Source organism: Saccharothrix sp. BKS2 (genome assembly GCF_047689505.1).
Taxonomy (GTDB): domain Bacteria; phylum Actinomycetota; class Actinomycetes; order Mycobacteriales; family Pseudonocardiaceae; genus Actinosynnema; species Actinosynnema lopnurensis.
Genome location: NZ_JAUQOL010000003.1, coordinates 516024 through 532253, shown reverse-complemented (window position 1 = coordinate 532253; position 16230 = coordinate 516024). Strand labels below are relative to the sequence as shown.

The 16230-nt window shown below is 73.6% G+C and carries 19 protein-coding genes; 13 read left to right on the top strand and 6 right to left on the bottom strand.

Features of this window, described 5'->3' with window-relative positions; genetic code table 11:
* The first annotated feature begins 82 nt into the window (after nt 1–82).
* The 4 genes from Q5530_RS07930 (at nt 83) to Q5530_RS07915 (ending at nt 3549) form a co-directional block, all read left to right on the top strand.
* Nucleotides 83–652, top strand: a complete 570-nt coding sequence (locus Q5530_RS07930) for a TetR/AcrR family transcriptional regulator (RefSeq protein ID WP_415361585.1) — start codon at nt 83–85, stop codon at nt 650–652.
* A gap of 50 nt (nt 653–702) precedes the next feature.
* Entirely contained in the window at nt 703–1878 is a 1176-nt protein-coding gene (locus tag Q5530_RS07925) for a GDSL-type esterase/lipase family protein (RefSeq protein ID WP_415361584.1), read from the top strand.
* A gap of 82 nt (nt 1879–1960) precedes the next feature.
* On the top strand, nt 1961–2908 hold the full coding sequence (locus Q5530_RS07920; RefSeq protein WP_380642282.1) for a HAMP domain-containing sensor histidine kinase: 948 nt from the start codon (nt 1961–1963) through the stop codon (nt 2906–2908).
* Nucleotides 2905–3549 carry a response regulator gene (locus Q5530_RS07915; protein WP_415361583.1) on the top strand — a complete coding sequence of 215 codons (645 nt, stop codon included), beginning with the start codon at nt 2905–2907 and terminating at the stop codon, nt 3547–3549. The genes Q5530_RS07920 and Q5530_RS07915 overlap by 4 nt, the downstream gene beginning before the upstream one ends.
* 25 nt (nt 3550–3574) lie before the next feature.
* Here Q5530_RS07915 and Q5530_RS07910 read toward each other — a convergent pair whose 3' ends face one another.
* From Q5530_RS07910 to Q5530_RS07900, 3 genes are all read right to left on the bottom strand, one after another.
* Entirely contained in the window at nt 3575–4858 is a 1284-nt protein-coding gene (locus Q5530_RS07910) for an SLC13 family permease (protein WP_415361582.1), read from the bottom strand.
* A 244-nt stretch (nt 4859–5102) separates the two neighbouring features.
* On the bottom strand, nt 5103–5561 hold the full coding sequence (locus tag Q5530_RS07905; RefSeq protein ID WP_380642276.1) for a CBS domain-containing protein: 459 nt from the start codon (nt 5559–5561) through the stop codon (nt 5103–5105).
* Between the two features lie 170 nt (nt 5562–5731).
* Nucleotides 5732–6031, bottom strand: a complete 300-nt coding sequence (locus tag Q5530_RS07900; protein WP_415361581.1) for a GNAT family N-acetyltransferase — start codon at nt 6029–6031, stop codon at nt 5732–5734.
* 157 nt (nt 6032–6188) lie between these two features.
* Here Q5530_RS07900 and Q5530_RS07895 point away from each other — a divergent pair, with 157 nt between their 5' ends.
* From Q5530_RS07895 to Q5530_RS07875, 5 genes are all read left to right on the top strand, one after another.
* Nucleotides 6189–6794 (top strand): superoxide dismutase, encoded by a 606-nt coding sequence (locus Q5530_RS07895; RefSeq protein WP_415361580.1) that lies wholly within the window; start codon nt 6189–6191, stop codon nt 6792–6794.
* A 32-nt stretch (nt 6795–6826) separates the two neighbouring features.
* The gene (locus Q5530_RS07890; RefSeq protein ID WP_415361579.1) at nt 6827–7273 is read left to right on the top strand and encodes a transporter substrate-binding domain-containing protein; all 447 of its coding nucleotides are present in this window, start codon (nt 6827–6829) and stop codon (nt 7271–7273) included.
* Nucleotides 7270–7602, top strand: a complete 333-nt coding sequence (locus tag Q5530_RS07885; protein ID WP_415361578.1) for a cation transporter — start codon at nt 7270–7272, stop codon at nt 7600–7602. The genes Q5530_RS07890 and Q5530_RS07885 overlap by 4 nt, the downstream gene beginning before the upstream one ends.
* 38 nt (nt 7603–7640) lie before the next feature.
* On the top strand, nt 7641–8231 hold the full coding sequence (locus Q5530_RS07880) for a cation transporter (RefSeq protein WP_415361577.1): 591 nt from the start codon (nt 7641–7643) through the stop codon (nt 8229–8231).
* A gap of 465 nt (nt 8232–8696) precedes the next feature.
* Complete coding sequence (locus Q5530_RS07875; protein WP_415361576.1) at nt 8697–9089, top strand: hypothetical protein; 393 nt, start codon at nt 8697–8699, stop codon at nt 9087–9089.
* 124 nt (nt 9090–9213) lie between these two features.
* Here Q5530_RS07875 and Q5530_RS07870 read toward each other — a convergent pair whose 3' ends face one another.
* Both Q5530_RS07870 and Q5530_RS07865 read right to left on the bottom strand, forming a co-directional pair.
* Nucleotides 9214–10437 (bottom strand): SGNH/GDSL hydrolase family protein, encoded by a 1224-nt coding sequence (locus Q5530_RS07870; protein ID WP_415361575.1) that lies wholly within the window; start codon nt 10435–10437, stop codon nt 9214–9216.
* A gap of 113 nt (nt 10438–10550) precedes the next feature.
* The gene (locus Q5530_RS07865; protein ID WP_415361574.1) at nt 10551–11639 is read right to left on the bottom strand and encodes a hypothetical protein; all 1089 of its coding nucleotides are present in this window, start codon (nt 11637–11639) and stop codon (nt 10551–10553) included.
* A 52-nt stretch (nt 11640–11691) separates the two neighbouring features.
* On the opposite strand from Q5530_RS07865, the gene Q5530_RS07860 reads away from it, so the two are divergent.
* On the top strand, nt 11692–12393 hold the full coding sequence (locus tag Q5530_RS07860; RefSeq protein ID WP_415361573.1) for a TVP38/TMEM64 family protein: 702 nt from the start codon (nt 11692–11694) through the stop codon (nt 12391–12393).
* Here Q5530_RS07860 and Q5530_RS07855 read toward each other — a convergent pair.
* A complete protein-coding gene (locus tag Q5530_RS07855; RefSeq protein WP_415361572.1) occupies nt 12377–13168 on the bottom strand; it encodes an alpha/beta hydrolase in 792 nt (263 codons plus the stop codon). The two genes, Q5530_RS07860 and Q5530_RS07855, sit on opposite strands and share 17 nt — an antisense overlap.
* A 78-nt stretch (nt 13169–13246) precedes the next feature.
* On the opposite strand from Q5530_RS07855, the gene Q5530_RS07850 reads away from it, so the two are divergent.
* From Q5530_RS07850 to Q5530_RS07840, 3 genes are read left to right on the top strand one after another with little or no spacing between them, the layout of a single operon-like run.
* Nucleotides 13247–14209, top strand: coding sequence for an aminoglycoside phosphotransferase family protein (locus Q5530_RS07850; protein ID WP_415361685.1), 963 nt, complete (start codon nt 13247–13249; stop codon nt 14207–14209).
* A gap of 9 nt (nt 14210–14218) precedes the next feature.
* On the top strand, nt 14219–15514 hold the full coding sequence (locus tag Q5530_RS07845; RefSeq protein WP_415361571.1) for a sensor histidine kinase: 1296 nt from the start codon (nt 14219–14221) through the stop codon (nt 15512–15514).
* Nucleotides 15511–16191, top strand: a complete 681-nt coding sequence (locus Q5530_RS07840) for a response regulator (RefSeq protein WP_415361570.1) — start codon at nt 15511–15513, stop codon at nt 16189–16191. Before Q5530_RS07845 ends, Q5530_RS07840 begins: the two co-directional genes overlap by 4 nt.
* Nucleotides 16192–16230: the final 39 nt, after the last annotated feature.

Genomic DNA, 16230 nt, shown 5'->3' with positions numbered 1-16230 from the left:
ATCGACTTCCGATCCCACCGAGGGATTTGCCTAAACGACTTAGGCAAGCGCATAATCCCTTCAGGAAACAGGAGGGATGACCGTGGCGCGCGCAGGACTCACCCCGGAACGCCTGACCCGAGCGGGCGCGGAGCTGGCGGACGAGGTCGGCTTCGACCAGGTGACCGTCACCGAGCTGGCCAGGCGGTTCGACGTCAAGGTCGCGAGCCTGTACTCGCACCTGAAGAACTCCCACGACCTCAAGACCCGGATCGCCCTGCTCGCCCTGGAGGAGCTCGCCGACCGGGGCGCCGCCGCGCTGGCCGGCCGCGCGGGCCGGGACGCCCTGGCCGCGCTGGGCGACGTCTACCGCGACTACGCCCGCGAGCACCCCGGCCGCTACGCCGCCGCCCAGCTCAGGCTCGACCCGGCCACGGCCGCCGCCAGTGCGGGCGGCAGGCACTCGCAGATGACGCGGGCGATCCTGCGCGGTTACGACCTCGCCGAGCCGGACCAGACGCACGCGGTCCGGCTGCTGGGCAGCGTCTTCCACGGCTACGTGAGCCTGGAGCTGGCCGGTGGGTTCAGCCACAGCGCGCCCGACAGCCAGGAGAGCTGGACGCGTGTCCTGGACGCCCTGGACGCCCTGCTGCGCAACTGGCCCGCCCCGTGACCGGGGCCCGCGCCGACCACCCGAACACCCCGACCGAGCAGGCGAGAGCGATGCGCGACCCCATCACCACACCCGTCACCCCGGACCTCCTGCGCGGCGCCCTCGACGTCGAGCGCACCGAGCGCGGCCTGCTGCCGCACCGGCTGCCCGCGCGGGCCCGTGCCCAGTTCTCCGACGGCCAACTGGCCGCGGTCGAGGCCCAGCCCTCCGGCGTGCGGCTGGTCTTCCGCACCCGCGCCACCACCGTCGAGCTGGACACCCTGCCCACCAAGCGGGTCTACCGGGGCGTCCCGCCCCGCCCGGACGGCGTGTACGACCTGGTCGTCGACAACCGCCTGGTCGGGCAGGCGAGCGTGCCCGGCGGGAACACCCTGGTCGTCGACCTGGCCACCGGCGCCGCCGAGCGGCGGTCCGGGCCGTCGGGCACCCTCCGCTTCACCGGCCTGCCCGACGGCGCCAAGGACGTCGAGATCTGGCTGCCGCACAACGAGGTGGCCGAACTCGTCGCCCTGCGCACCGACGCGCCCGTCGAGCCCGCGCCCGACCGGGGCCGCCGGGTGTGGCTGCACCACGGCAGCTCGATCAGCCAGGGCTCCGACGCCGCGAGCCCCAGCACCACGTGGCCCGCGCTGGCCGCCTCCCTCGGCGGCGTGGACCTGGTCAACCTCGGCCTGGGCGGCAGCGCCCTGCTCGACCCGTTCACCGCCCGCGCGCTGCGGGACGCGCCCGCCGACCTGATCAGCGTCAAGATCGGCATCAACCTGGTCAACGCCGACCTGATGCGCCTGCGGGCCTTCACCCCGGCCGTGCACGGCTTCCTCGACACCGTCCGCGAGGGCCACCCGACCACGCCGCTGCTGGTCGTCTCGCCCATCCTGTGCCCGATCCACGAGGACACGCCCGGTCCCGGCGCCCTGGACACCGCCGAGCTGGCCCGGGGACGGGTGCGGTTCCTGGCCACGGGCGACCCGGCGGAACGGGCGAGCGGGAAGCTGACCCTGGGCGTCATCCGGGAGGAGCTGGCCCGGATCGTGGCGCGGCGGGCGGTCGACGACCCGAACCTGCACCACCTCGACGGCCGCGAGCTCTACGGCGAGGCGGACGCCGCCGCGCTGCCGCTGCCCGACCGGCTCCACCCGGACGCCGCCACCCACCGGCTCATGGGCGAGCGCTTCGCCGGGCTGGTCTTCGCCGACGGCGCGTTCGCGGGGCGCCGGGCGGGGTGACCGCCGCCGGGGCAACATGGGTGCCACCACGGATGGACGTCCCGGAGCGCGTCCGGGCAGCCTGGTGGACCGGAGGCGGTGCGTGTTCCTGTTCTGGCGGATCTTCCTGCTCAACGCGGCGGTGCTGGTGACGGCCACCGGCGTGCTGACGCTCGGCCCCGTCACCGTGTCGACGCCCGTCCTGCTGACCGAGGCGCTGGTGGTGACCGGGGGCCTGGGCGCGATGCTCGTCATCGACGCCGTGCTGCTGCGCGTCGGCCTCGCCCCGCTGGACCGGCTGGCCCACGCCATGACGACCACCGACCTGCTCAAGCCGCACCCCAGGCCCGCGGTGTCCGGTCGCGGCCACATCCCGGAGCTGATCCGGGCGTTCAACCGGATGCTCGACCGGCTGGAGGCCGAGCGCGGCCTGAGCGCCGCGCGGGCGCTGTCCGCGCAGGAGGCCGAGCGCAGCCGCATCGCCCGGGAGCTGCACGACGAGGTCGGCCAGACGCTCACCGCGGTGCTGCTCGACCTCAAGCGGGTCGCCGACCAGGCGCCCGAGGACGTGCGCGCCGAGCTGCGCCAGGTGCAGGAGACCACGCGCGCCGGCCTGGACGAGATCCGCCGCATCGCCCGCCGCCTGCGGCCCGGCGTGCTGGAGGAGCTGGGCCTGACGAGCGCGCTCAAGGCCCTCACCGCCGAGATGTCCGCCCACGACGGGCCGACCGCGCGCAGCAGGTTCGACCAGGACCTGCCGGCGCTGGGGGAGGAGAAGGAACTGGTCGTCTACCGGGTCGCCCAGGAGTGCCTGACCAACACCGCGCGCCACGCCCGCGCCACGCACGCCGAGCTGTCGCTGCGGCGCACCGGCGCGGGCGTGGAGCTGCTGGTGCGCGACAACGGCCGCGGCCTGCGCGGCGCCGAGGAGGGGGCGGGCATCACCGGCATGAGGGAACGGGCGCTGCTCATCGGGGCGGACCTGGAGATCGGGCCGGCCGAGGGCGGCGGCACGGTCGTGCGCCTGGGCGTCCCGGTGGGTGCGCCGTGACCGTCCGCATCCTGCTCGCCGACGACCACTCGCTGGTCCGCCGCGGCGTCCGGCTCATCCTCGACAACGAGCCGGACCTGGAGGTGGTGGCCGAGGCCGGCGACGGCGCGGAGGCCGTCGCCGCGGCCCGGCGCGAGGAGCCCGACCTCGCCATCCTGGACATCGCCATGCCCCGGATGACCGGCCTCCAGGCGGCGCGCGAGCTGTCCCGGCTGCGACCGGCGCTGCGCATCCTCATCCTGACCATGTACGACAACGAGCAGTACTTCTTCGAGTCGCTCAAGGTCGGCGCGTCCGGCTACGTGCTCAAGTCCGTGGCCGACCGCGACCTGGTGGAGGCGTGCCGGGCCACCATGCGCGGCGAGCCGTTCCTGTACCCGGGCGCGGTGACCGCGCTGATCCGCGACTACCTCGACCGCGCCCGGGAGGGCTCCCTGCCCGCCAGGGCCATCACCGACCGCGAGGAGGAGATCCTCAAGCTGGTCGCGGAGGGCCACTCCTCGAAGGAGATCGCGGACCTGCTGTTCATCAGCGTCAAGACCGTCGAGCGGCACCGCGCCAACCTGCTCCAGAAGCTCGGCCTGCGCGACCGCCTGGAGCTCACCCGCTACGCGATCAGGGTCGGTCTGATCGAGCCCTGAACCACGTGGCGGGCGAGCCGGCGGGTCAGAAGTACCGCAGCCACACGTAGCCCCACGCCATCAGGATGGTCAGCGCGGTGACCAGCGCGCCGTACTTGGTGAACTGCCAGAACGAGATCCGGTGCCCGGCCCGCGCGGCGATGCCGATGGCCACCACGTTCGCGCTGGCCGCCACCGCGGTGCCGTTGCCGCCGAAGTCCGCGCCCAGCGCGAACGCCCACCACAGGGACTCGCCGGTCTCCGGGTCCGGCGCCTCCGCCACCAGGCCCTCCACCACCGGCGCCATGGTCGCCACGTACGGGATGTTGTCGAAGAAAGCGCCCAGCACGCCCGAGCCGAACAGCAGCGCGGTGGCGGCGAGGAAGTAGTCGTCGCCGACCGCGTCGATCGACCACTCGCCGATGGCCCCGATCACCCCGGTGTGCAGCAGGCCCGACACCATCACGAACAGGCCCATGAAGAACACCAGCGTGGGCCACTCGACCTCGCGCAGCACCTCGCCGACGTCCATCTTGGACACCAGCACCATCGCGCCCGCGCCCAGCAGGGCCACGACCGCGGGTTCCACGTGCAGCACGGAGTGCAGGCCGAACCCGAGGACCACCACCGCCAGCACCACCAGGCAGCGGACCAGCAGGCGGGTGTCGGTGATGGCGCGCCTCTCCTGCAACGCCATCACCGACTCGACGTGTTCCGGGTTGTACCGGAACGACTTGCGGAACAGCACCCTGGTGAACAGCACGAAGAACACGAACACCACGATCGTGATCGGGGCCATGTGCACCAGGAAGTCGTTGAAGCTCAGGCCCGCCCGGCTGCCGATGATGATGTTCGGCGGGTCGCCGATCAGGGTTGCCGCGCCGCCGATGTTGGAGGCCAGGATCTCGGCGATCAGGTAGGGCTGCGCCGGGATGCGCAGCCGGTTGCACACCACGATCGTGACCGGCGCGACCAGCATGATGGTGGTGACGTTGTCCAGGAACGGCGAGGCGATCGCGGTGATCGCCATGAGCAGCACCATCAGCCGGTAGGGCTTGCCGCGCGACCGCTTGGCGGCCCAGATGCCGAGGTAGTCGAACACGCCGGTCTGCTTGACCACGCCGACGATCACCATCATGCCGAACAGCAGGAAGATGACGTTCCAGTCGATCCCCTCGTGCTCGGAGAAGAACACCTCGCTGCCGGGCACGATCCCGACCAGGGCCATCACACCGGACGCGATGAGCACGACCTTGACCTTGTCGGCCTTCTCGGTCGCGATGAAGAAGAAGGCGACGGCGAAGACGCCGATGGCGAGGAGCGGGCTCATGGCTGCGGCCAAGGGCAGGGCAAGGACGACCTCCGGGCACGGTGAACTCCCGGCGGCCGCGCGGGGCGGTCGCCGGGGCGGGGGACGGGCATGGGCGGCGGCCGCGCGTGGCGGTCGCCGGCGAGGGTGGTGCGGCACGGGTCGGGCGAAGTGGTGGTGCGGCACGGGGGTGGCGCGGCACCGGTCGGACAAGGGGGTGGTTCGGCGAAAGAGCTGGTGCGGCGCCGGTCGGGCGTTGGCCGGGTCAGGCGTCGGGGCGCGACACCGCGAGGCTGGTCAGCAGCCGTTCCAGGGTGATGACCCCGGCCAGCGCGCCGTCTTCGGCGAGGACCGCGACCAGCGGGCTGTGCACGCGGCACATCAGTGCCGCGACCTCCAGGATGGTCGAGTCGGCCGCGACCGTGACGGGTTTGGCGCGTTTGGGCGGCAGGCAGTCACCTACCGTCAGGTCGGCCAGCTCCTCCCAGAACAGGTCGGCGTGCGCCTCGTCGATCGTGCGGGCCAGTGCCGGGTCGTCCTGGAACGACGCCGGCACGGCGAGGCGCAGCACCTGGGTGCCGGGCAGCACGGTCAGCGGTCGCCCGGCCTCGTCCACCACGACCAGCCCCGGCAACCGGCTCACCGCCATCACGCGCAACGCCCACGACACGGGGTCGTGGACGGTCACCGTCGGCACGTGGGCGGCGATGTCGGACGCTCGCATGGCACCGTTCCGTGGGGCTCCGTGGTGGACCGGTCGGAGCACGGTGAAGGCGTTCACGGCTCCCCCTCCCACTGCGCTTGGGGTTTCGGACACCTGGAGTGTTGTCGACCGTCGCGGCCGCCACCATCGGGTGTGACACCCATTCGGGGAGGGGGAGAACGTGCACGTGGTCAGCCGGCGGGCTCCGACCGGCGGTAGACGATGTCGACGTACTCGGGGTGGCGCGCGATGTAGCTCGCGATGAACGGGCACTGCGGCATCACCGGCAGCTCCCACGCGCGGGCCTGGTCCAGCGCGGCCCTGGCCAGGGCGCTGCCCACGCCCTTGCCCTCGAACGCCGGGTCGACCTCGGTGTGGGTGAACACGATCAGCCCCGCGGTCCGCAGGTACTCGGCCCGACCGGCCGGCACCCCGTCCACGACGGCGGCGAAGTGCTTCTCGTCGGGGACGTCGTGCACCTCGATGGCCATGCGGTTCCTCCTGGTTGGACGAACCCCGAACCTAACACCGCCCACCCGCGCGGGGCCGGCGCGACCACATGCGCCGCGTCCTGGTGCGACGTTTTCACGGGGAGTGACGAGGGTAGTCGTTCGGTGACCACACCGGGGTAGTCGAAGGGGAAACTTCATGCGCATCGGCATCGTGCTGGTGGCCGCGCTCTGCACCACCGTCGGTTGCGGTGGGTCGGGCTCGGACGCCGCCGGACCCGAGTCCACCACCACGTCCGAGTCCGCGGTCACGAACCGGCAGGTCGGGGTGCTGGCCGAGGTGAGCGACGCGGACACCGCCTTCACCTACGACACCACCGCCGCGCCGCCCGGGGGCGAACTGGAGCTGGAGGTGGTCGAGGGGGAGGGCACGACGACCGTGCGCCTGATCGTCTCGGGGCTCCAGCCCGACCGCGGCTACGCCGCCCACGCCCACACCGACCCGTGCGGGGAGACCGGCGCGGACGCCGGACCGCACTTCCAGAACGAGCCCGACCCCAACGCGACGCCGGACAAGCCGTCGACCGACCCGGCCTACGCCAACCCGCAGAACGAGATCTGGCTCGACCTGACCACCGACGGCGAGGGCAACGGCACGGCGGAGACCGCGGTGCCGTTCGACTTCGCCGACCGCGTGCCCGCCTCGGTCGTGCTGCACGAGCAGCCGGCCACGGCCACCGAACCGGGCAAGGCCGGCAGCGCGGGCGGCCGGGTCGCCTGCTTCACCGCCCCGTTCCGGGGTTGAACCGGTCGGGGTGGACGAGGCGGGCGGCCTGGTTGCCCGTCCTCGTCCTGGCCCTGGTGACGGCGGGGTGCGGGCTGCCGCGCGACGTGGACGGCACCCTGGACCGCGTCCGGGGCGGCGCGCTGCGCGCCGGCGTGACCGACAACCCGCCGTGGACCGAGGCGGGGGACGGGGAGCCGGCGGGTGCGGAGGTGGAGCTGGTGGAGCGGTTCGCGGAAGAGGTGGGCGCCCGCGTCGAGTGGCGGCGGGGCTCGGAGTCGGCGCTGATGACGGCGCTGGGCAACGGTGAGCTGGACGTGGTCGTCGGTGGGTTCGAGGAGCAGTCGCCCTGGGTCGAGCACGCCTCGCTGACCCTTCCGTACGTGGACGGGCACGTGTGGGCGCTGCCGCTGGGGGAGAACGCGTGGCAGGTCGAGGTGGAGCGGTTCCTGCTGGACCTGCCGGACGACGAGGTCGATCGGCTGCCGGGGCGCCGGTGAGGGTGCAGGACAGGTTCGAGCTGCCGCCGGACAAGGCGGCGCTGCACCGGCGCGCGGTGCGGCTGGAGTGGTGGACCATCGCGTTCTTCGCGGCGGCCGTCGCCCTGCTGGCGGCCACGCTGGGGCAGTCGCAGGCGATGAAGGCCGCCTGGATCGAGGACATGCTGGGGCTGGTGCCGCCCGCCGCGTTCCTGCTCGCCGCCCGCTACCGCAACCGGCCGCCGAACGCGCGGTTCCCCTACGGCTACCACCGGTCGGTCAGCGTGGCGTTCCTGGCGGGCTCGGTGGCGCTGCTGGGCTGGGCGGCTACGTCGTCCACGACTCGCTGACGCGGCTGCTGGCGGGTGAGCGCGCGCCCATCGGGCTGGTGGAGGTGTTCGGCGTCCGGCTGTGGCTGGGCTGGCTGATGATCGCGGTGCTGCTGGTGACCATGGCGCCCGCCGTCCTGCTGGGCCGCGCCAAGCTGAAGATCGCCCGGCAGCTGCACGACAAGGTGCTCTACGCGGACGCGGAGATGAACCGCGCCGACTGGCTCACCGCCGGGGCGGCGGTGCTGGGCGTGCTCGGCATCGGCTTCGGCCTGTGGTGGGCCGACGCGGTGGCCGCGCTGGTCATCGGCGCCGACATCGTCCGCGACGGGGTGAACACCACGCGGAGCGCGGTGGGGAACCTGATGGACAGCCGCCCGCAGGTGGTCGGGAGCCGCGACCCGCACCCGCTGCCGGGCCGGTTGCTGGCCGCCGTGCTCGACCACGACTGGGTGGCCGACGCGTGGCTGCGCGTCCGCGAGGAGGGCCACGTGTTCGTCGGCGAGCTGCTCGTCGTGCCGACGGGCGAGGAGGGGCTCCCGGCGCGCCTGGCGGAGCTGGGCGAGTGGGCCAGGGACTTCGACTGGCGCGTGCACGACCTGGTCGTGGTGCCCGTCACCCGCATCGAGCGGGGTCCGGCGGAGGGCTGAGAACCCGTGGTGGGATTTCGCGGCGGATTCGCGCGCACCTGTGCTTGTGACTTGAGTCACAACGCAGTTCGGTAACCCGCAACGGGGCCGGATTCACCCGTTCGCCACGTTTCGGCTAGGCCGGTCACCGAGTGCACGGGATCGCCGCCCCGCATTCGTGCGGTCATTTCCCCAACGTGCGCGAACAGGTCCGCGCCGGCCCCGAACGCGAGTCTCCCTCTGTATCGCGGATCACCCTTCCGGTCGCGTTTGAACGGAGCGTGTCCGAAGTGCCCGTGAGAAGGATCGGTGCTTCATGGAAATATCCGAGTGTTGGTCGTGACGGCGCCTTCCGGCGAAAGGAGCAATTCCAGGGCTCTTTTCGGCTTGTCACCCGAAAGGACTCGTGCGCAGCAATTCCCGGTTCTGCTTGTATTTGGTCAGCGCCGATCGGCGCAGACGGAACTTTCGAACTAGGAGCCCAAGTTGTTGAAGCGTCTTGTCTCGGGTGCCGCTCTCACCGCGATCACCGGTGCGCTCCTCTTCAGTGGTTCGACCGCGGCCCAGGCGACCACCAAGCCGGACGTCGGCTGCCTGAACTCCCCGATCGGCCTGGTCAACGTCGTCGCCTGCACCGTGGACGTGGACGTGGACATCCTGCCCGACGCCGTCATCACCTTCGGCGACATCCTGAGCGGCAACAAGGTCCTCAACGGGACCGAGCTGGACCTGCTGGAGGTCGAGCTGGAGAACGTCCTCAAGACCGTCAACGTCGAGGACAACCTGGTCTTCAAGAACACCCTGGTCGACGCGCTGAACGACCTGGACCTGATCGACGACATCGACATCTCGAAGATCCTGGTCAGCATCCTCCCCTGATCGACGGCCGACCGGCCCGGTGAGTCGGCCCTGCGGGGCACCTGCGATCCAGGTGCCCCCGCAGGGCATCACCCGTTTGCAGAATTCGAATTTACATTTTCGACGCGGAATTCGGTGATGGGGGTCAGCGCCTGCCCAGCAGTGCGGAGAGGTCCACCGCGTTCGCCATGGCCTCGGTGCCCGCGTCGTTCGGGTGCAGGTGGTCGCCGCTGTCGTAAACGGGGTTGAGCGTGGCCGGGTCGCCCGGCACCGCGGTCGCGGCGGCGAAGTCCACCACGCCGTCGAATTCGCCGGACGTGCGGATCCAGTCGTTCAGGGTGCGCCAGGTCGCCTCGCGCTCCTCGGTCCAGACGAACGAGCCCTTGAACGGCAGCACGGTGCCGCCGTAGACGTCGACCCCCGCGGCTCGCGCCTGCCTGATCACCTCGCGGTGTCCCTCGATCAGGTCCGCCGCCGACGCGCTGTAGCCGATGTCGTTGACCGCCAGCAGCATGATCACCGCCTTGACGCCGGTCTGCGACAGCACGTCGCGCCGCACCCGCGTGACGCCAGCGACGCCGTAGAACGGCTCGCCCTCCCGGTCGGCGAGCAGCCGGTTCCCGCCCAGGCCCGCGTTCACCACCGACAGCGTCCGGCCCCGCACCGCGTCCAGCCGCCGGGCCAGGAAGTCCGGCCAGCGGCGGTTGGCGTTGCCGGTCGTGCCGGCCGTGTCGGTGATCGAGTCGCCGAACGCCACGACCGTGCCCGCGACCCGCCCGGACGGCGCCACGTCGACCCCGTTGACCACCATCCAGCACGGCGTGTCCGCGAATCCGCCCGACACCGCGCCGGTCCGGTCGCCCGGGGCCAGGTAGTTGCCCTGGGCGGTGAACGGGTGGTTGGTCAGCGGCCCGGTCGCCTCCGGCACGTACGCGCTGACCAGCAGCGTGGACAGCGCCTCGACGTCCAGGCGCACGGGGTCGCTGAAGACCTCCCGGCCCGGCGGCACGACCACCTCCCGCCGACCCTGGAACGTCACCGCGCGCAGGGTGCCGGGCACGGCCGCGTCGTCGGCCGCCCGCACCGCGACCGAGGTCCGGCCCACCCGCAGCGGTCCGGTGCCGAACGCGTTGGTCAGCCGCACCCGCACCGACCTCCCGCCCGCGCTGGTGAACACGACGTTGCGCACGGTCTGGTCGGCCAGCCCCTCGCCCGCCGGGCACGAGCTCCAGGGGATCTCGCTGCCGACCACCGGGCTCGCCGCCCACGCGGCCACCCAGTCCCTGCCGTGCGCGCCTGCGGCGGGCTGCACCGCCGTGGTGGCCACGAGCGCCGCGATCACGGTCAGCTTTCCCAGGTGTCTTGGCATGGGGTCTCCTCGCCGGTCGTCGTTGGTGGCGGGGCCGACGGTGGCAGCGGCCAAATTAACCGGTCAAGCAGGTCACGACGAGCGGCGGAGGAGTTGCGCTGAGTGGTAGTTACTTAACGTTCAGCATTCATTGGCGGGGTCAGCGGGGTCAGTGGGATGCGGGCGACGGCGTTGGGCAGGCCGACGGCCGGCCAGGTGACCAGCAGGTCGAGCACGCCGCCGGTGGGTGCGTCGAAGACGTACCGGGAGTCGGTGACCACGCGCCCGGAGCCCCCGGCGGCCTCCGCGGAGTGCGGGGACAGCCAGAACGCCTCCGCGCCGCGCACGACCGCCAGGCCGGGACCGGGGCCGCCCCGCGAGGACCACGAGAGGTCGGGCGGGGACCCGTCCGGGGCCGTGAGGTTGGGCGAGGGCTCTCCCCACCGGGCCGTGAGGTCGGGCGGGGACCCGTCCGGGGCCGTGAGGTCGTCCACGACCTGATCCCCGGCCGCGTCCCCGGCCACGCCCACCACGTACGCCGCCAGCAGCCCCGGCTCCACCGCGGCGAGCCGGGTGAGCACGACCGCCGCGTGCCCACCCCGGTGCAGGACCCGTGGTGCGGCCGCGGTGACCCCGGTCTCGACGGCGACGGCGCCCACGTGGCGGGCTTCCCGGTCCGCGAACCCCGTGGTGGTCGGCACGGCGGCGACGGGCGCGTCCCAGATCGGGAGGGCGTCGCGTTCGACGGTGTCCCGGTCGGGCAGGGGCAGGGTGACCACCGTCTCGGGGAACCCGATCCCCGGCCAGGCGAACACCAGCGAGACCTCGTCGAAGGCGGGCGGGAGGAGGAAGGTCCGGTGGTGCGCGGGACCGAACTCGCCGGTGTGGTGGTCGCCGGTCCAGCCCGACTCCCGCACCGGCCACGCCCAGCGCGCCCGCCCGTCGTCGCCGAGCACGCCGAGGCGCAGCTCCAGGCCCTCGTCGTGCTGGGGCAGCAGCACGCGTGGCGCGGGCGGGACCACGTGCCCCTCGCGGACCTCGCGCTGCCGCCGGGTCGCGTCCCGCCGGTCCAGCGGCTGCCGCGCCAGCACCTCGACCTCCAGCCCGGACGGCCGCGACACCACCCGCACCACGCCGATGCTCAGCTCGGGCCGCCGCACCACCAGCCCACCCGGGTGCCCGGACACCCCCAGCACCTCGACCGCGTCCGCGAAGTCCCCCATCACCACTCCACCATCCCGCGGGGCGACCACCGGGCCAAGTAGTTTGGGCGGGGTGAACGGGCGGTCGCGTGCGGGTGTCGTCCGGCTCGTGCTGCTCGTCGCGCTCGTGGTGCTGTTCGCGGTCGGCGTCGCCACCGGGGTTACGCCCGGTGTGGACGAGGTCCGCGGCTGGGTCGAGGCCGCCGGGCCCGCCGCGCCGCTGGTGTTCGTGGCGGTCTGCGCGGCCGGGTCGTCGGTGCTGGTGCCCAAACCGGTGTTGAGCGTGCTCGGCGGTGTGCTGTTCGGGCCGTGGCTCGGTGCCGGCGTGGTGGTGGCGGGTGTGACGCTGGGCGCGCTGGTGGGCTTCGCGCTGTCGCGGGGGCTCGGGCGCGACGCGGTTCGGCCCGGCGGGGCCCGGCCGGATGAGGCCCGGTCCGGCGAGGCCCGGCCCGACCAGATCCCGCCCGGCGAGGGCCGCTTCGCCCGCGTCGACCGGCTGCTGGAGCGGCACGGCTTCGCCGCCGTGGTGGCGTTGCGGCTGCTGCCGGTGGTGCCGTTCGGCCTGGTCAACTACACCGCCGGGCTCACCGGCGTGCGGGTCGGCTCGTTCGCGGCCGGCACGGCGCTCGGCGTGGTCCCCGCCACGGCCGTCTACACCGCCACCGGCGCGTCGCTGACCACCATGACCACCGGCCGGTGGCTGCTGGCGGGATCGGCGGTGGCGCTGCCCGCGCTGGTCGGGTTCGCGGTGCTCCGGGTCAGGCGAGCGCGGTGACCGCCGCGACCACGTCCGGGCCGTCGAGCAGCACCCGGTCGTTGTGGTCGGCGCCCGGCACCTCCACCGCGCGCCCGCCCGCCGCCGTCGCCACCGCGCGGCTCTGCCCCGGCGGGACGACCGAGTCGGCCGAGCCGTAGACGACGGTGACCGGCGCGCTGGTCGCGGCCGCGTGCTCGGCGGTCGGGAACCGGTCCAGCAGCAGCCACCGCACCGGCAGGAACGGGTAGTGCACCCGGCCCACCGCGGCCAGGTCGGTGAACGGCGAGCGCAGCACCAGCCCGACCGGCGGGTGCTCGACGGCCAGTTCGGCGACCACGGCCGAACCCAGGCTCTCCCCGAAGTACAGCAGCGGCAGGCCGGTCTCGGTGACCAGGAAGTCGCGCGCGGCCCGGACGTCGAGCGCCAGGCCCGCCTCGGTGGGCGAGCCGGGGTTGCCGCCGAAGCCCCGGTAGTCCAGCAGCAGCACCGACAGGCCGCGGGCGGTGAGCGCGGCCGCGAGCGGCGCGCGCATCGACCGGTTGCCCGCGTTGCCCGGTGCGACCAGCACGGCGGCCCGCGCGCCGGGCACCGGGAAGTACCAGGCGGACAGGCTCAGGCCGTCGGCGGTGGCGAGGGTGGCGTCACGACCGCCGGGCAGCACGTCGGCCGCGGCGGGCAGCGGACCGCCCGAGGGCAGGAACACGAGCTTGCGCTGGAGGGCGAACGCGCTGCCGAGCACCACGACCACGATGATGACGGCCGCGGTGATCCCGGGCAACACGCGCCTGCGCACGTGACCATCATGGGCCGGCCCGCCCGCGGTACCCGGTTGCGGTCGGTGATCGGGTCGGGCGAGGCTGCCCCGGTGGACATGCACGACGACCAGCTGACCGTCACCGCGGCGACGGTCCGCGCGCTGGTGGCCGACCAGTTCCCCGGCTGGCGGGACCTGCCCGTGCGGGACGTCGCCGCGCACGGGACCGTCAACGCGATCTTCCGCGTCGGGGACGGGCTCACCGCCCGCTTCCCGCTGCGGCCCGGTGACCCGGGCGAGGTCCGGCGTGAGCTGGTGGCCGAGGCCGACGCCGCCCGCGAGCTGCTCGGCCGCACCCCGTTCCGCACGCCCGAACCGGTCGCGCTGGGCGGACCCGGCGCGGGCTACCCGCTGCCCTGGTCGGTGCAGACCTGGTTGCCCGGCGCGCCGGCCACGCCCGACAGCGCCGCCGGGTCCGTGCCGTTCGCGCGCGACCTGGCCGCGTTCGTCCGCGGCGTGCGCGCGATCGACACCCGCGGCCGGGTGTTCCGGGGGCGGGGGCGGGGCGGGGAGCTGAGGTCCCACGACGAGTACCTGGAGAGCTGCTTCCGGCGCAGCGAACACCTGCTGGACGTGCCGCGGCTGCGCGGGCTGTGGGCGGACCTGCGGTCGCTGCCGCGCGGCGACGCACCCGACGTGATGACCCACGGCGACCTGATCCCCGGCAACGTGCTGGTCGCCGGCGGGCGGTTGACCGGGGTGATCGACGTGGGCGGGCTCGGGCCGGCCGACCCCGCGCTGGACCTGGTCGGCGCCTGGCACCTGCTCGACGCGGGTCCGCGCCGGGTGCTGCGCGAGGAGCTGGGCTGCGGTGACGACGAGTGGGCGCGCGGCCGGGGGTGGGCTTTCCAGCAGGCGATGGGGTTGGTCTGGTACTACGCCGCGAGCAACCCGGTGATGAGCGGGCTGGGGCGGCGCACCCTGGCGCGCCTCGTGGAGGAGGAGGGCGAACCGGGAGCACCGGAGCCCGGACAGCAGCACGGAGCGCGATCGTCCGGCGACGCGGAGCGCATCGGTTAGGTTGTCGCCATGGCAACCGCGGACTCCGCCGGCGCGGAGCCCCGCTGGGCCGAGTGGAGCCGACCGGGACCCACCCCGGCCCAGCAGCGCCGGGACGTGGTGCTCGCGGTGGGCGTGATGGCCGGCGCGCTCGCGATGACCGTCCTGGTGAACAGCATGGGCGCGCTGGCGTTCGGCCGGGCCCCCTCGCTGGGCGAGCAGCTGTTCTGGAGCGTCGCGGTCACCGCCCCGCTGGTGGTGCGCCGCCGGTTCCCGTTCGCCGTCCTGCTCGTGGTGGGCGTGCTGTTCATCGCCGCACAGACCCGGCAGATCGGCGACAACTTCGTGCCCTCGGTGGCGCTGTTCGCCGCGATCTACACCTCCGGCGCGTGGGAGCGCAGCCGCGTGCTCGCCCGGTGGTCGCGGATCGGGGTGATCGTGGCCATGTTCGCCTGGCTCGGGTTCAACCTGGTGCGTTTCCTCATCGGACCGCCGCAGGACTACGGCGACGTCACCGGGCCCCTGGACCCGGTGCTGGCGTCCGTCCTCTACGGACTCGGCTTCAACGTCCTGTACTTCCTGTCCGCCTACGTCATCGGCGACACCGCCTGGGTGTCCGCCCGCCGGCGGGCGGAACTGGAGCACCGCGCCGAGCAGCTGCGCCGCTCCCAGGAGCAGAACACCCGCGGCGCGCTCGTGGCCGAGCGGATGCGCATCGCCCGCGACCTGCACGACGTGGTCGCCCACCACGTGTCGGTGATGGGCATCCAGGCGGGCGCCGCGCGGCGCGTGCTCGACACCGACCGCGAGCTGGCCCGCTCGGCGCTGCTGATGGTCGAGCAGACCGCCCGGGGCTCGATCGCCGAGCTGCGCGGGCTGCTGGGCGTGCTGCGCGCCGAACCGACCGCGGAGGACGCGCCGGACGGCGAACTGGCCGCCCTCGACCGGCTGCCCGACCTGGTGGCCACGGCGCGCTCGGCCGGGCTGGAGGTGGCGCACCAGACCTACGGCGAGCCCCGGCCCGTGCCGGACGGCGTCGCCCTGTCCGCCTACCGGGTGGTGCAGGAGGCGCTGACCAACGTGGTCAAGCACGCGGCCGCGCACCGGGTCGACGTCCGGGTCCGTTACCTCGACCGCGCGCTGGAGGTCGAGATCGCCGACGACGGGCGCGGGCCCGTGCCCGCCACCACGCCCGGGTTCGGCCTGGTGGGGATGCGGGAGCGCGTCGCGGTCCACGGTGGGCAGCTCGAAGCCCGCCCGCGCAAGGGCAAGGGCTACCTGGTGCGCGCGACCCTGCCGACCACCGCCGAGGAGGACCTCCCGTGACCGACCGGCCGCTGCGCGTCGTGCTCGCCGACGACCAGGACCTGGTCCGCGCCGGGTTCCGGGTCATCCTCGGGACGGAGGACGGCATCGAGGTCGTCGGCGAGGCGGGCGACGGCGAACGGGCCGTCGAACTGGTCGAGCGGCTGCGGCCCGACGTGGTGCTGATGGACGTCCAGATGCCGCGCGTCGACGGGCTGGAGGCCACCCGCCGCATCCTCGGCGCGCCCGGCAACACCGCCCGCGTCGTCATCCTCACCACGTTCGACCGCGAGGACTACCTGTTCGAGGCGCTGCGGGCGGGTGCGAGCGGGTTCCTGCTCAAGAACGCCTCGCCGGAGGACCTGGTGGAGTCCGTCCGGATCGTGGCCCGCGGCGACGCGCTGCTCTCGCCCGAGGTGACCCGCCGCGTCATCGCGAAGTTCCACGGCCGGGACCGGATCGGGACCGCGCCGGCCCACCGGCCGCCCGAGCTGACCGACCGCGAGTACGAGGTGCTGGTGGAACTGGCGCGCGGGGCCAGCAACGCCGAGATCGCGCGCGCCCTGCACCTGGGCGAGACCACGGTCAAGACCCACGTCTCCCGGGTGCTCAACAAGCTCGACCTGCGCGACCGCACCCACGCCGTGGTGTTCGCCTACGAGCGCGGCATCGTCCAGCCCGGTGACGGCCGCGGGTAGGTCGCGCGGAGGACCCGCCGGGTGGGTCCCGCGGAGGAC